The sequence below is a fragment of the Kitasatospora albolonga genome, from assembly GCF_039535905.1.
In the GTDB taxonomy this organism is placed as follows: domain Bacteria; phylum Actinomycetota; class Actinomycetes; order Streptomycetales; family Streptomycetaceae; genus Kitasatospora; species Kitasatospora albolonga.
In genome coordinates, this window is the sequence record NZ_BAAAYB010000078.1 from 1 (window position 1) to 14,505 (window position 14,505).

Genomic DNA, 14,505 nt, shown 5'->3' on the forward strand with positions numbered 1-14,505 from the left:
AGGTTCGGGCGGTGGTTCCAGGCGGTGAGGGCGGTGCCGGGCGCGGAGCGGCAGGCCGGGCTGTCGGCTGGCGCAGTCGACCGGCGTCCTCGCCCAGCGCGATGGGCGTGGTGGTTGGCGAGCGAGAGGCGGTGCGGGCACCAGGTAGCCGCTGTGGCCGTGCGAGCCGGTGAGCTCACCAGCCTGGCCCTCGTAGCTGAGGGTTGTGACTTCGGGGTCGGCGCCGGTGGTGCCTGATGGCCGTAACAGACGAGACGTTCGGGACCTCTGTCGATCCAGTCCTCCGGCGTTGCGCTTGACCACCTCAGAGCGGCCCTAGCCCGCAGCCGCAGTCCGCCGCGCTGCCACGAAGTCCATGCCGGCGAGCCCGAGCGCGGTCCCAATCTCCGCGCACTGCTGCTCCGCTCGGGTCGGCGACGCCCACGTCAGTACCAGCACCGTGCTCGTAGCTGTGAGCACGACCAGCGTGACCGGGCCGGCTCACCGGCGTCAGCCCGTCGTCCAGGAAGGCCGACAGCCGCGCGCCGCGCCTGGCCGTCCAGCCAGGCGTAGAACCGCCCGTCGTCCACGGGCCGACCTTGACGGGCGTGGTGGAGCCGGTCCGAGGCGACACCGCAGGCGCTCGCGGACGTGCACGCCGCGCAGCGCCTCGTGGCGCGCCGCCGGCGTGCCGCCTGAGTGCCGCGGGACGGCCCGTGCTACGCCGGCTCTCATGGCATCAGTCGATGTCCGAGCGCCTCTCGCCACCACCACGACCTCCGCGTCGGCCCATTTGCTCCAACTCGCCGAACATCTGGGCGTTACTCGCCCGCCACCGCTGCGCGGTCCGAGGCCAGGATCTGCCGCCCGGCGACCTGCCCATGCCTCACGCGTAGCCTCACCCCGGCAAGCCACGCGGCCTGCACGTGGCCACGCGCGAGCCAGTGCGCCTTCCAGGCGTCTACCCGCCGCTCGGGCTAGACGCCGTCGATACGTCCGCGCTCTCATCCCTATCCGATTTTGATGCCACGACCCGTGCCCCGCCTCTATCCTGCTGCCGCTCCTCTCGCCTGCAGTGCCATCAGCGAGATCCGACATGGTGCGAAGGCGTTAGCGGCAGCCCACAGGATACGGATGGGCGACCGCTCCAGGCTTCGACCAAACTCAGACGCCGCGATCCGGTGTGCCGATCCCACGACACACACACGCGCACACCCCAGCGCATTCGCGTCTGCGCTATGCTGCGCGGAGAGGGCGTCCCGTCGCCGATACAGAACCTCCGCGCGACACTCAGAGCGACACCGATGGCGCGGCTCACCGGCTCCGCGGCAGCTCGCACCCGTAGGTGTGGGTTATTACATGTCACGCGCCACCCAGGCCCGTGCGCGTGCCACACGGCGGGTCCTCTCGCAGCGCGCGCGGTGACCGCGCCGCTGCGTCTGCCGCGCCCAGCTGCCGGCCCCCGCCGACCGCCACGCACGTCAGGCAGCACCTGCGCCAGTGCCCGCGCGGAATCGCGCCTCATCCCGCTCCGCCTCTCCTACGTCACCTGATCTCCGCACGGAGAGTAAAGTAGGAAGCGGACGGCGCCTGAGGCGGGGCGTCACCCAGGCCGCAGCGCCAACACCCGAGTACGATTACCGAGGCTCCATTCTATCGGGGACGCCACGCACGGTGCCCCGGCACGGCACGACGGAGCGGCCCGGACGCTGTCCAGGAACGGCGCTACACAAATCGGCTGCCTGTGCCGTGCAGGGGATCAGTGTCGAGACGGCCGAGCTGCACCCCGTGGTGCCGGCGGCTCCTCGATCTCGTCCAGCAGGGCCACCTGCCAGTCCGCGTGCGTAGATCCGTGCCCGTCTCCACACCATGCGCGCGACGCGCTCCGCGTAGCTTCCTCACCGGCTCACCGCGCGTGCCTGGCCGGGACAGGGACGAGTCCAGCGTCCGGTCATCGTGCGGGACATGCCGTGCCAGTCGTTGGCTGCCCGGCGTGTGTGTCGTCAGCAGCTCGAACTACACGCGACGTAGCCCCTGGGAGAACAGGCGGTACACTCGCGTCCGCGAGCGCGAGGTCGTACCATCACCCGCGCGCGGCGAGACCTCCAGTGGTGGTGGCGATGCCCGAGCGTCGAGGACAGGGAGCCCGCCCACGACCGCTCGGCCGTGCCTGAGCCGAGCCCTCGGCCATCGCCCGGCCGCACGCCGTGGAGAGTGTACATCCTCGGCCGGCACGGTCCAGCCGCACCGAGGCGCTTCACGCCGCGTCCGTGCCCCGCCGCGTGCCGACAGCACGCATCCCGACCCGCTGTCCCGTGCGTCGCCGTCGCCACCACCGTCACCGACGCGGCGAGGCGCCAGCTCGCGCGTACTGGCCGGCTCCCGCCACCACCGCCGTAAACACGGCGTGCCGCGCCTGACACCGCCGGGTCGGCACGGCGACACGCGCCCACTAGGCGTGCGCGCGCCCGCACACCGGAAACCACGACTCCTCTCGATGCGCCGGCTGCATCTCGACGGCGCGCGGGGTCCGGAGCGGGATCGACCGTACTGAAGGAGGGGCTGGCTTAGCTTCAATACGGGAATCTGGGGAGCCACCTATGTCTCAGTGTATGCACCACGGACCGCTGGAGCCGACAACGTTCGTCGACCCGACTGTCAGCCGCCGGATCTGCCCATCACGGGTCGGTGTGCACAAGTGGAGCGGGATGGAATGCTGTGCGCTGCACACTGTGTAGGAACGCGCTGGCCCGCGTCCGGTTCGATGCAGTTGAGGATGGAGCTGGTGGTAAACAACAGATGTAGTCGGGTCACCGTCACGAGAAGGGCGCTGTACCCGCGAGCCGTCTCTGCGCTAGATGGCAGACAGCGACGCTGACTGTATACAGCCGTCACGCCGCGCACAGAGGAGCCAACCCGCACCCATGCGGTCGATGTAGCCTCCCTACCGACGTCTGCTGGCTGACCTTCACCTGACATCGCCAGACTTGACGTACGTGCCTGCGACCTCGCGGTCGTCGACTTGCCGATCATCGATCGCGCTCAACTGCCGCCCCAGGGTCCTACTGACACGCGTCACCTACGGCACCGAGCTCGTACGACGGCACCTATCGCGCCGTGGGCCCGACGGTCGGCGCGCAGGCGCCAGCGTTGGCCAGGATCCGCCGATGCCGTGTTTGGAGCGTCGTTCAAGGCGGTGCTGACTCGGCGAAGCCGCTCGCGCTCGTCGCGATCTCCTGGTGTGGACAGGCATAGCGCCGGTGGGGCGATCGAGGCTGGCCAGCACCTCGGTCTCGGAGTGGGCGCGGGGTCAAAGCATCGTTCAGCTGGAGCTGTGCCGGTCCCTCCGCCAGCAGAGGCGGGCCTGTTCCGCACGACGCAAAGTCCTCGATCAGACAGGCGCGTATCACGAGGCGCGCCATGCAGCGTCTCCCGGCCGCCACCACCGACGCACGCGCGATCAGCGTGTTATCGTGCCGTCGGTGGCGTCCGCTTGTAGCAGGAAGCTCGAGGAGGCCCCGGCGCGTACAGCGCCTCGTGTAGACGTAGTCGTCCACGTTCGCGAAGGTGGCTCAGTCATTCAGCACCTCGGCCCCGGTGCCAGCCACCACTGACGCCGGCGGGGTGTCAGCTAGTCGCCGCGGGCCGTCTGTCGCAGACCGCCATCCAATCCGGCCATCCGGCATCGCGGACTCCATCAGCGACACGTCCGCGAATGCGGTCCTGAGCCCCGGTACTCTCCTAGTTTGACACCTGCCACGCCTGCCTTCGTCGCGGCGGCGTCACCGACCACGTCGATGTCGCTCTGCGCGTTGAGCAGCGCGGCGAAGCCGGCCCGGACCATCGCCTGGTCGTCGACGATGATTACGCGGATGGTCATCGGGGGCTCTCTCCAGCGGTGGTGACGGGCAGTTCGGCGGAGACCCGGAAGCCGCCCTCGGCGGTCGGGCCGGTCTCCAGCCTGCCCGACAGTAGCCGGACCCGCTCGCGCATTCCCACCAGCCCGTGCCCGGTGCCCTCCCCGGCCTCCACCCCCGGCGTCCCGCCCGGGCCGTTCACCACCGTCACCCGGAGCGTGCCGGCGCTCGCCGAGAGCTCCACCTCCGTGACCGCCCCGGGCGCGTGCCGCACCACGTTGGCCAGCGCCTCCTGCACGATCCGGTACGCCGACAGGCTGACGCCCTGCGGGAGTTCACCGAGGTGCTCGCCGCGCAGCGAGGCCCGCACCCCCGCCTGACGGACCGTCTCCACCAGCCGCTCCAACTGCTCCACCCCCGGCTGCGGTGCCCGGTCCGGCGCACTGCCGTCACTGCGCAGCACCCCCAGCAGCCGCCGCATCTCCGCCAGCGAACCGCGCGCCGCCGCCGCGATGGTCCCGAACTCCTCCACCGCCTCCGGCGGGAGCCCGCTGATCCGGTACGGCGCGGAGTCGGCCTGCACCGTGATCACCGACATGTGGTGGGCCACCACGTCGTGCAACTCCCGCGCGATCCGCGCCCGTTCCTCCAGCAGGGTCGAACGCTCCCGCTCCGCCTCGCTGATCCGCTCCTGCTCCGCCAGCTTGCGCTGCGCCTCCCCGCGGCCCCGCACCGTCCAGCCCAGCAGCAGCACCGCGCCCGAGATCGCCACGGTGATGGTCGCGGTCTGCCCGGCCCGGGGCTGGTGCAGGTCACTGGCCACCACACTGGCCGCCAGCGTCACCAGCCACACCGCCAGCAGCGTCCGCCCGCGCTCGCGCAGCGCCAGGGCCGCCATCAGGAACACGTACCCGAGCAGGGTCGGCACCGGCCACGGCCACGGCCCGGCGCTCTTCGGCGTCCACGCCGTCGCCATGGCCCCCAGCACCACACCGGCGGACATCACCCACCACGCCGCCAACGGCCTGGTCACCGCGACGATCAACGGCACCGACTGCGCCAGCGCCAGCGCCCCGGCCACCGCCACCGGCAGCCCGTAGTCGTTGGCCAGCACCACCGTGCCGGTCGACAGCAGCGTGATCGTCGCCGCCAGCGCCAGCAGGTACGGCAACGCCCGCACCCACGCCCGCTGCGCCCCCGCCAACAGCGGCACATGGCCCTCGGCGGGCGTCAGCAACGCCCGCCCGAGATCGCCGAGCTGATCGCCGACCCACTGGGCGGCCTCGTTCACCGGAGAAGGAACCTGGAGCTTCATCCCCGTCAGCCTAGGCGCCGCACCCCGCGGAACGGCTCGTACCCAGGGCCGGTCTTCCGGGTAGTACCGGGGTATGACACCGGGCCGGCACCCTACGGAAGCTGATCGGACCGGCTCTCGAAGCCGTGCCTGGCCCGCATCAGCGCTCGGGGGAGCTCCTCTTCGAACTCGTGCTGGCCGCTCACCGTCACCACGCTCGTCCATGGAGGCCGCGACCTGTCCAGCCGTGCGACCTGCTCCGACCGGTCCCCGTCCTGCGCCGTCCGACGGTCCACCAGGACCACGGTCGGGGCCTCCGGGGGGCCGGATGCCGTCGCTACCAGCTCCTCCTCGAACTCGTGCACGGTCGGCTCGAAGCCCAGCTGTCGTGCCACCCTCACCGCGTGCTCGGCCAGCGTGCGGTCGGAGGTGGACGGGAAGGGAGCCCCGTGGTGGTCGCGGGCGATGACGGAGATCCGCACCGCCCTGGCGCGCCGGGTGGTGAAGGCGCTCGGCTGCGCGGTGAAGTCCACCGGCTGTGCCGTGGGAATGACGGTGTTCTCGGCCACCTCGACGATCCGCCGGGCCAGCCGGAAGACGGCCAGCTCGTAGGCCTTGCGGAAGTACCCGAGTTTCATCAGTGCGTACAGGCCCTCCTCCTCGTACTCCCGGCCGAACCCCCGGTGGTTGAACTGGAGTTGGCGGGCCACCTCGGGGAGCTGGCGGTCGCTCATCGGCACCCAGAGCACCGGCACGATGCCGCTGGTGCGCTCGGAGGTCTGCCGGGCCGGGAAGACCGGACGCTGGGTGAAGGAGTGCCACTCCTGGCCGCAGGCCAGGCTGGAGAAGTAGCGGGGCGAGTAGAGCGGCACGAACACCCGGCAGGTGGCCAGCTCCTGGGAGATCCGGCTGGCCCAGAGCTCGCCCTGGTGCATGGACTGGTCCATGAAGCCGACCGGGAGGCCGGAGCGGTAGCTGGTCAGGGCCAGGACCGCCTCGCAGAGGTCCTCGTAGAGCTGGCTGACCCAGTGGTTCGGGTCACCGGCGCCGTTGGTCCTGGCGCGCGGTACGTGGGCGTAGCTCAGGAAGAAGTAGGGGCGTTCGTGGTCTTCCTGCCGATGGCCGGAGAAGGAGGGCACGGGCGGCGGCGGAGCCATGGCGGGTGGCTCTGCGGGGGACGTGGATGTGGTCTCCGTGCTGGGGGCCGCGGGCGCGGTCGGCTCCAGGCGGCTCAGCAGGCGGCCACGGGCGAGCGCGAGTTCGCCCCGGCCCTCCGGGCCCGGGCTGTCGGTGGACATCCAGGCCGGGAAGTCGGGCGCGGCACCGGCCAGTTGTTCCAGCCGACCGGTGACCTCCCGTCGCAGGGCGCGCAGCTCGGCGGTGGGCACCAACTCGGCGAGCTGTTCCTTGGTCTCCGCAGGAAGGTCGAACTGACGGTGTTGGACGGGCTGTTCGTCCCAGGCTCGGGTCGGATGCGGTACCGGCCGGAGCAGTCCGCCCAACAGTACCTCGGCCAGTTCCACACTGCCCGGGCCCGGCCGTCCGGTGGTGGCCGGGGCGGCCAGTCCGACCAGCCGCATCGCGGGCACGCTCAGTGGCGCCAGGTGGGCGATGTACGCCGCCAGTCGTCGGGCGGGCGGTGAGGCGGAGCGCAGGAATGTCTCCAATTCGCGCTCTGCCAGAACCGGTTGGGCCGTGGCCGCGGGTGTCGGTCCGTCCTCCCACAGTGTCAGCCGAGTCGTTCCCCCGGTGGCGACGAGTCCGGCCCATGGCTGCAAGGAGGAGGGGGAGAGCTCCAGGACCGGTAGCGGTACACGGGTGTCCACCCCGCTTCGGAGGCCCTGCGAGGCCCAGGGCGGCAACTGCCAAACGGAGTTGGGCACGCCCGCCCCGGAGCCAGACACCGGGTACGGGTCCCCGGCCACCCCGGAGCCGGGCCACATCCGTCGGGGCAGGGTGTGCAGCACGGCGGTCGGGCCACGGCGGCCCCAGCCGTCCAACACCGCCCGCATCCGGCCGTCCCGCCAGGCGGCGCCGGCGCCGTCGGTGACCACCAGGACCAGGGTCCGGCCGGTGGTGTCGACGATGGTGGCGGGGGGAGCGGTCCGGCCCGTCCGCGCCGAACGGGCGGGCCCGCAGGCGGACCGGGCCGGGGCCGCGGTTGCGCAGGCCGACCACGGTGACCTGCCGGAAGCCGCCCAACCGGCCGAGCAGTACGTCCAGTTCGGCGACCAACTTCCGCCAGATCAGCATCGGCACGCCGTCGTCCACCACCAGGACGCAGCGCAGCCAGGGCTCCCGGCCGGGCCGGAGCACGAGCTCCGGAAGACCGGTCTCGGCCCACCGGGTCGCGGTCGCGGACTCGTCCAGCTCCCCACCGCCCGGCACGGTCCGGCGGCGGTTCAGCGGGCGCAGTGCCCTCGCCAGGATGCGGGCATCCGGCAGGGCCCGGGGCTCCGGCAGCGAGGTCTCCCTGGTCCCGCTGCGTCCGGTGCCGGCTGCCACCCCCGTGAAGAGCCGACGGGCCGGGGGCCTGTCCCGGCCCGGCCCGGTGGTGCTCTCGGGGGAGGGGTCGGCGCCGTCCTTCGCCGCGCCGTCGTCCGGCCCGGTGACGGCGCGGTCCCCGGTCGGAGAGTGGCGGCTCAGGGGGAGGTCGACGCCCGGAGGCAGGGCGCGTGCCAGCCACAGGACGTCCAGCAGTTCGTACAGGTCGAGGTCGGCCCCGGAGGCGCGGAGCACCTCGCGGGCCCGGTCCAGTTCCGCGCTCATGTTCCTCGCCCCCTCCCGCCGTCGGTGCCCCGGCGGATCAAACCGTGCCGCCCAGGTTGTGCAGGACCGACTCCAGCAGCCGGTGCGCGTCCAGGTCCACCCCGCCCTTGCGGAGGAAGACCGCGTTCAGCAGTTGGTCGGTGGCCAACTCCCGATGCGTGCGCCGCTCCAGGAACTCGGCCAGCACGTCCTCCGCCCCCGCCATCGCCCCGACGCCCAGATGGGCCTCGACGATCTCGCGCAGGGCCGCCGCGTCGGGGTCCGGCAGTTCGAGCCGGAGGCAGCGGCGCAGGAAGGCGGGCGGGAAGTCCCGCTCGCCGTTGCTGGTGATCACCACGACCGGGAACTCGGTGCAGTGCACCTGGCCCCGGGTCACCGGCACGGTCGCCCGGCCCGGATCGGCGGTCAGCACCCGGACCTCGGACTGGTCCTCGGGCAGCCGAGCCAGCTCCGGGATCTCGAAGCTGCCCTCCTCGAAGACCGTCAGCAGGTCGTTGGGCAGGTCGACGTCGCCCTTGTCCAGCTCGTCCACCAGCAGCACCCGGGGACGCCCGGCCGCGACCAGCGCGGTGCCGACCGGCCCGAGCCGCAGGAACGCGCCGATGTCCGGCTCGGACCGGGCCCGGCCGGTCTCCCGGGCCAGGGTGGCCTCCCGCAGCCGGCCGATGGCGTCGTACCGGTAGAGCGCCTCGGGCAGGTTGGAGCGGCTGTTGACCGGCCAGTGCAGCACCTGACCCAGGCTCAGTTCGTGGGCCAGGGCGTGCGCCAGGGAGGTCTTCCCGGTGCCGGGGCGGCCGGTGACCAGCAGCGGACGGCGCAGCTGCAACGCGGCGTTGACCACGTCCACGTGCGCCGGGTCGATCCGGTACGGGCGCGGCCCGCCGCCCGCGGCGGCCGGGCCGCCGAGCCGTCGCCAGGGCGGTACCGGCGGCAGGTCGGGGGAGCGCGGACGCCCGTCCCCGCGGAAGATCCGCCAGGCGTCGGCCGCGTCCTCGTCGGGGGCGGGGTCGGCCGCGTCGGCGGGGTCGGCCGGCTCGGGCGGTCCAGCGTTCACGGTCTCTCCTCCGGGTCGGTCAGGGCGAGGGTCTGCGGCAGTGGCCTGGTCGGGTCCTCGCGGGCCAGCACCGGGCGCAGCGGGAAGCGTTCCGCGTACCCGAAGGCACCGGCCCGGTAGCTCCGGACCCGTTCGGGGAGCGAGTGTTCGGGGCCGCCGGGGTCGATCGGCGCGAAGTGCCCGGCCGGCAGCGACCCGTCGGCGACGCGGTCCCAGATCACCACCGGCACCCCCATCCGCAGGCACTTCACCGCGAGCAGCACCCGGCGCTCCCGGTCCGGTCCGCCCAGGACCACGCAGCTGGCCGCCCGGTGGCTGAGCAGTGCGCTGGCCACCTGCCGGGGCTCCTGGTGCTCGCCGTCCAGGTGCAGCGGCGGGCTGACCGTCCGCCAACGCCACCGGAAGGCCAGGGCCTTGGCCCGCTCGCGGCTGCGGACCGGGTCGAGGTCCAGCGCCAGCCGGACCACCACCGGGTGGACGGTGCCCAGCGGGCGCGGCTCGTCCCCGTCGGCCAGCTCCTCCGGGTGGGCGGTGTCCCACTCCTCGACCGCCAGCCCGAGCTCCTCCTTGTCCAGCACGAACTCGACGGTCGGGTACGGGTCTTCGCCCCCGTCCTCCCACTCCGCCATCACCGCACGGAGGTCCCGGGCCACCTCCTCCGGAGTGCCCGGGCGCCCGCCCGGACCGTCCACCGGGTGCAGCTCCCCGTCGCCGTGGTCCGCCCAGAGCGCGCAGCGGAACCGTCCGGCACCGGAGTGCTGGTACCTGGTCAGCCGGACCACCAACCGGGGCGTGCCGCGCTCAGTACCTTCCTCGGCCGCGGCGCCCGGCCAGTCCCCGGCGTCCGCACGGTAGTCCCGCAGCGCATCGAGGGAGACGCCGAGACGGTCAGCGGTGTTCTCGTTCCAGGTGTGGAGCCGGCGGGCCAGGGCGGTCTCGCCCCGGGTGCCGAGTGCGGCGGCCACGTACTCCACGAAGCGCAGCAGCTTCCCGGGCCGGTAGGTCTCCAGGTGCCGGACCAGGGCAGCCGTCCGGCTGCCGCACCCCTCCGGCACGGGGCCGGTGAGCAGTGCGGGCGGGAGGTCCACCCAGGGCAGCGCGGCGGCCACCAGTCTGGCCAATGAGGGCAGCCCGGGGGCGGGCGGCTCCAGGGCCTTCTCCAGCATGGCCACCAGTCGGCCGTACTGCTCCGGTGACAGCAGGCCGGGTACCGCCAACTCGTGTCCCAGGCCCAGTAGCCGGGACGCCTGGTCGGGGCGGCTGTGGCGGCGGTACTCCGCCAGGGCGGCCAGCGCACGCGGTTCGGTGAGCAGCAGGGCCGCCATCCGTTCGACGGACGGTGCGGTGCCGGCCGGGCCCTGGCCGAGCTCGAACAGCGCGGCCAGGTGGGCGGCGCCGTCGGCCCGTTCGGTGGTTCCGGGGAACAATTCGCCCAGGAGGTCCGAGAGTTCCGGGAGACCGTCCTGGAGTGCAGCGGCCGGCGCCGGGTGAGCGGGCAGCAGCAGCGCGACGGCCCGGGCGGGGCCGAGGGCCCACTCCAGCTCGCCCCTGACGGTCTGCCAGGAGAGCACCAGACTGCGGTCACCGAAGCCGCCGGTACCGCGCAGCTGCCCCGCCACCAGCCCGACCACGGCCTGGTCCGCCGCCGACCAGAGCGGCCCGCCGCTGTACCCGGGGCCGATGGCCGGCCCGGAGGCCGCCGCGTCCACGTAGCTGCGGTCCGGTTCGCAGACCTGGACGGTGGTCGAGGTCGCCGAGACCGCCTGGCCGGTGCCGTACCAGGCACGGAGCTGCTGACCCACCGTCATCGCGGCCCAGGACTGCGGGAAGGCGTCCGGGGGCGGGTCCGCGTCCAGCCGCAGCACCGCCAGGTCGCCCAGCCACTCCACGGCACCCTCGGGCGCGGGGCCGCCGTCGGCCGCGCGGGGAGCGAGCCAGGCCTCGACACGGGCACTCCCGGGCGGGGCCGCGGCCGCGGCCCCTGCGCGGAAGGCGACCCGCAGCGCCGCCGTCGCGGTGGGGTCGGAGACCTCGAACAGGCCCCTTCCCAGCGCGGCGTTCACCACGTGGGCACAGGTCAGCAGCAGCCGGCCGTGCAGGTACACCCCACCGCCCACCGGCTGCCCGTCGGGGCCCATCACCGACACGAACGCCGCACGGATGCCCGTCTCGGCCGCATCGGATCCGTCGAACCACCCCACGCCCGGTCAGCCGGCCGCGCCGGGCTCCGCAGCTGCAGCACGCGGCGCGAGCTGCCAGGTCGCCGAGACCGTCAGGCTCGCCTCCGCACTACCGCCCACCACCCCCAACTTCAGGTCCGCCCCGAGCTGTACCCCGAACTCCACCGACACCTCGTGCGGCCGGCTCGGCACCGACGCCACCGTGTCGTGCACCTGCTGCAGCAGCGGCACCAGCGGACTCAACGCCGTCCGCAGCGCCCCCTCCCCGAGCGCGGTCAGCCGCTCGCCCAGCTCCTCCGCCCGCCGCCCCACGGGCGTCCCACCACCCAGGCCGGGCGGCAGGTTGGCGGGGGCGGGCTCGGCTGGCGCGGCGGACTTGACCGGGAAGGTCCGCAACAGCACGGCTGAACCATCGTCAAAGGTGAACTCGAGATAGTCGGACACGCAGACGATTGTGCCGACGCGACCCCACCGCCGGAGCGGATTCCACCGAACTGGGTCAGCCGAACTGCCCGGCCTTCACGGCTCGCACGAAGGCGGAGAACGAGACGGCGGGAAACAGCAGGGCGGGCCCGTCGGGGTCCTTGGAGTCCCGGACGGGGACGAGCCCGGGGACGTGGTCGGCCACCTCGACGCACTCGCCGCCCTGTCCGCTGTACGAGCTCTTGCGCCAGACGAGGTGATCCGGGTTAGCGCGCATGTTCCATGTCCTCTCGTACCTCGCGGATGAGGGCCAGCGAGTCCGTCCGCGACAGTGCCTCGATCTGGAGCCGAGCATAGAGCCGCTCCCACTTGGCAACGGTGGATTTCTCCCGTTCCAGGTACCCGCGTTGGAAAGTCTCGGTATAGCCGAGTACGGTGCGGTCCGGCATCGTGAGAAGCCACAGCGTGTCGCTGAGCGGCCGTCGTTCCGCGAGCCGGTGCGGCGCGATCTGGAGCACCAAGTCGGGCCGTTCCGCCAGTCGTTCGAGGTGTGCGAGCTGCTGGGTCATCACGGTGGGGCCGCCGATCGGGCGGTGCAGGCAGCTCTCGTCCAGGACGGCGTAGACGAGCGGGCCGTCCTTCCGGGTGAGCAGGGTCTGCCGGGCGAGCAGGAAGCCGATCCGTTCCTCGGCCTGTTCCCGCGTGACGTCGCCCCACCCGACCGGGGCGAGGCCGTAGGCGTTGGCGTAACCCTCGGTCTGGAGCAGCCCCGGGATGACGCCGAGTTCGAAGACCCGGATCTCCGCGGCCTTCGCCTCCTCGCGCGCGTACTCCGGGAAGCCCTCGATCAGCATCGAGTGCTGGAGCTGCCACCACATCAACTCCAGCGTCCCGCCGGTCTCCAGGACCTCGTCCGCCTTCGGGGCGAACCACGGCGGGGGCTGCCGCTCCGCGCGCTCGATGTACGAGACGTACGAGTCGGAGCAGCTGAGCTTGCGACCCAACTCGGCCTGCGACAGGCCCCTCGCCTTCCGGCTGCGCCGTAGCTGCATGCCGAACGCGGCCAAGGGCGACGCCGACGGGTCCAGGTCGCGGAGATTCATCAACAGCCCCCACTGTCCAGTTGAAATCCTTCCGAGCGTAGCCGGCGGACCGCCATCGTGGAGGCCGAACGACCACACAGAGGAGTCATCCCGTGACCAAGAGCAGCAGGGCCGACGGCCGCCCACAGGTCGGCGAACTGGTGACCGACACCAGGTCGGGGCGGGTGGGGGAGTACCGGGACACCCTCGGGAAGGCGGCCTACCTCCGCCCCGTGGGTGGCGGTTGCGAGTGGGAGACCGATCCGGACTGCCTCGTGGCCGTTCCGGACACCGAGGAGGAAGCCGGTTGAATTCCCGTCAGCAGCGCGAACGCGCCCGCCGTGAGGAGGCCCTCGCCGAGGTGGCGGCGGTCGCGGTCCGCAAGGCCGAGCTCAGGAGCCGACTCGTCGCCATCGACCACGAGTTACGCCTCGCGGCCCGCGCCGCCTACGCCACGGGAGCGTTCTGGCACGAGATCGCCGAACGGGCCGGCGTCTCCACCGAGACGGCCCGCTTCTACCGCTACGACCACGTCGACGGCGTCCGCCGCGTACCCGTCGAGCCGCTGCCGCCCCGGGTCTTCCGCGAGCGCGGCGACTGACGCCCGGTCAGCGGTGGTAGTACGGCTCGACCGCCGCCCGGACCTCCTCCCACAGGGCGGGGCCGTCCTGCGGGACGGGCTGCCGTCCGCTGCCGGGGCGGATGGTGAGGAGCTGCTCGCCGGAGAGGGCGAAGACGACCCGCCGCAGGCCGGCCACCTGGATGGCGGCCGCGCACATGCCGCACGGTTCGCAGCTGGTGTACATCGTCGTCCCGGCCGCCGCCTCCGGCGTCAACTCCCGTGCGGCCCAACGGGCCAGCTTGAGCTCGGGGTGGGCGGTGATGTCCCGGTCCGTCAGCGTGGTGTTCCGCTCCTCGGCCAGCACCACACCCTCCGGCGAGGCCAGCAGGGAGCCGAACGGCGGGTTCCCGCCGTCGGAGGCCTCGGCGGCGAGGGCGATCGCGCGGCGCAGCAGGGGGAGGTCATCGGGGGTGGTCACGGGTTCTCCTCTCGGGGGAGCAGATGGGCGGCCACGGTGGCCAGGTCGCGCCAGGCGCTCTCGGGGGAGAGGGTCTCCGCCGGGTCGCCCCCGTAGGTGTCGAGGAGGACGGACTCGCAGCCCAGCAGCCGGAGTTGGGTGAGATCGTCGAGCACCTGGTCGAGGCTGCCGACCCCGGCCAGGCGCTCCGGGGCCGGGTCGGGGGCGGTAGTGATCTTCAGCTTGATCCGGGGTGCCAGCGCGGGCCGCGGCCGGTCCTGTTCGGCGGCCGTGGCCGCCAGCCGGCCAGCGGCCTCGCGCAGCCACGGCAGGGTGCAGCGCATCGGGTGCCAGGCGTCGCCGTACCGCACCGCCCGCCGCGCCCCCGCCTCGCTGTTGCCGCCGACCCACAGGGGGACGTCCGGCGCCTCGGAGCGCAACACCCGCAGGACTTCGTCCGTCAGCCGCCCCCTCCGCTCGAACGGGAGGCCCAGCGCCTCGAACTCCTGCCGGGCCCAGCCGACCCCCACCCCCAGCACCAGCCGCCCGCCGCTCAGGTCGCGCAGATTCGTGGCCATCCGGGCGGTGAGCAGCGGGTGCCGGTACGGGGCGACCAGCACGGTCGTGCCCAACCGCACCCGGCCGGTCAGTCCGGCCAGCCAGGAGAGGGTGGTGAAGGGTTCGTAGAAGGGGTCGGGGTAGTGCTCGGCCACGTCGGGGGTGACGGCGACGTGGTCGGAGACCATCAGCAGGTCGAAGCCGAGGTCCTCCACGGTCGAGGCCCAGGCGCGGAGCATGCCCGGGTCGGTGCCCGGGCCGAAGTTGGGGACGTTCACACCGATCTTCAC

Annotated in this window: 11 protein-coding genes and 1 pseudogene; 2 read left to right on the forward strand and 10 right to left on the reverse strand. The window is 72.9% G+C overall.

The window, feature by feature from the left end; translation table 11 throughout:
- Positions 1 to 3,736 precede the first annotated feature (3,736 nt).
- The 8 genes and pseudogenes from ABD946_RS42795 to ABD946_RS18820 all read right to left on the reverse strand — a co-directional run.
- Positions 3,737 to 3,859 (reverse strand): annotated as a pseudogene (locus ABD946_RS42795) (DNA-binding response regulator); the annotation flags it as partial.
- Positions 3,856 to 5,151, reverse strand: a complete 1,296-nt coding sequence (locus tag ABD946_RS18790) for a sensor histidine kinase (RefSeq protein ID WP_345285033.1) — start codon at positions 5,149 to 5,151, stop codon at positions 3,856 to 3,858. The gene ABD946_RS18790 and the pseudogene ABD946_RS42795, both read right to left, overlap by 4 nt.
- A gap of 92 nt (positions 5,152 to 5,243) precedes the next feature.
- A complete protein-coding gene (locus tag ABD946_RS18795; protein WP_345285035.1) occupies positions 5,244 to 6,797 on the reverse strand; it encodes a TIR-like protein FxsC in 1,554 nt (517 codons plus the stop codon).
- Between the two features lie 1,139 nt (positions 6,798 to 7,936).
- On the reverse strand, positions 7,937 to 8,953 hold the full coding sequence (locus ABD946_RS18800) for an AAA family ATPase (RefSeq protein WP_380149991.1): 1,017 nt from the start codon (positions 8,951 to 8,953) through the stop codon (positions 7,937 to 7,939).
- Positions 8,950 to 11,091 (reverse strand): VMAP-C domain-containing protein, encoded by a 2,142-nt coding sequence (locus ABD946_RS18805; protein WP_345285037.1) that lies wholly within the window; start codon positions 11,089 to 11,091, stop codon positions 8,950 to 8,952. The genes ABD946_RS18800 and ABD946_RS18805 overlap by 4 nt, the downstream gene beginning before the upstream one ends.
- A gap of 69 nt (positions 11,092 to 11,160) precedes the next feature.
- On the reverse strand, positions 11,161 to 11,577 hold the full coding sequence (locus ABD946_RS18810; protein WP_345285039.1) for a CU044_2847 family protein: 417 nt from the start codon (positions 11,575 to 11,577) through the stop codon (positions 11,161 to 11,163).
- A 55-nt stretch (positions 11,578 to 11,632) separates the two neighbouring features.
- Positions 11,633 to 11,833 (reverse strand): DUF397 domain-containing protein, encoded by a 201-nt coding sequence (locus tag ABD946_RS18815; RefSeq protein ID WP_345285041.1) that lies wholly within the window; start codon positions 11,831 to 11,833, stop codon positions 11,633 to 11,635.
- Entirely contained in the window at positions 11,823 to 12,659 is an 837-nt protein-coding gene (locus tag ABD946_RS18820) for a helix-turn-helix domain-containing protein (protein ID WP_345285043.1), read from the reverse strand. Before ABD946_RS18820 ends, ABD946_RS18815 begins: the two co-directional genes overlap by 11 nt.
- Before the next feature lie 92 nt (positions 12,660 to 12,751).
- Here ABD946_RS18820 and ABD946_RS18825 point away from each other — a divergent pair, with 92 nt between their 5' ends.
- Both ABD946_RS18825 and ABD946_RS18830 read left to right on the forward strand, forming a co-directional pair.
- A complete protein-coding gene (locus ABD946_RS18825) occupies positions 12,752 to 12,949 on the forward strand; it encodes a hypothetical protein (RefSeq protein WP_345285045.1) in 198 nt (65 codons plus the stop codon).
- On the forward strand, positions 12,946 to 13,239 hold the full coding sequence (locus ABD946_RS18830; protein WP_345285047.1) for a hypothetical protein: 294 nt from the start codon (positions 12,946 to 12,948) through the stop codon (positions 13,237 to 13,239). Before ABD946_RS18825 ends, ABD946_RS18830 begins: the two co-directional genes overlap by 4 nt.
- 7 nt (positions 13,240 to 13,246) lie before the next feature.
- Here the strand turns inward: ABD946_RS18830 and ABD946_RS18835 are convergent, their stop codons facing one another.
- Together ABD946_RS18835 and ABD946_RS18840 are read right to left on the reverse strand one after the other, a co-directional pair.
- Positions 13,247 to 13,678, reverse strand: a complete 432-nt coding sequence (locus tag ABD946_RS18835; protein WP_345285049.1) for a nucleoside deaminase — start codon at positions 13,676 to 13,678, stop codon at positions 13,247 to 13,249.
- Positions 13,675 to 14,505 (reverse strand): LLM class flavin-dependent oxidoreductase, encoded by an 831-nt coding sequence (locus ABD946_RS18840; protein ID WP_345285051.1) that lies wholly within the window; start codon positions 14,503 to 14,505, stop codon positions 13,675 to 13,677. Before ABD946_RS18840 ends, ABD946_RS18835 begins: the two co-directional genes overlap by 4 nt.

Bases quoted from the DNA above. Each gene is read 5' to 3' on its own strand.
- ABD946_RS18820 (WP_345285043.1), bottom strand. From the start codon at position 12,659: ATGAATCTCCGCGACCTGGACCCGTCGGCGTCGCCCTTGGCCGCGTTC.
- ABD946_RS18815 (WP_345285041.1), bottom strand. From the start codon at position 11,833: ATGCGCGCTAACCCGGATCACCTCGTCTGGCGCAAGAGCTCGTACAGC.
- ABD946_RS18790 (WP_345285033.1), bottom strand. From the start codon at position 5,151: ATGAAGCTCCAGGTTCCTTCTCCGGTGAACGAGGCCGCCCAGTGGGTC.
- ABD946_RS18805 (WP_345285037.1), bottom strand. From the start codon at position 11,091: ATGGGCCCCGACGGGCAGCCGGTGGGCGGTGGGGTGTACCTGCACGGC.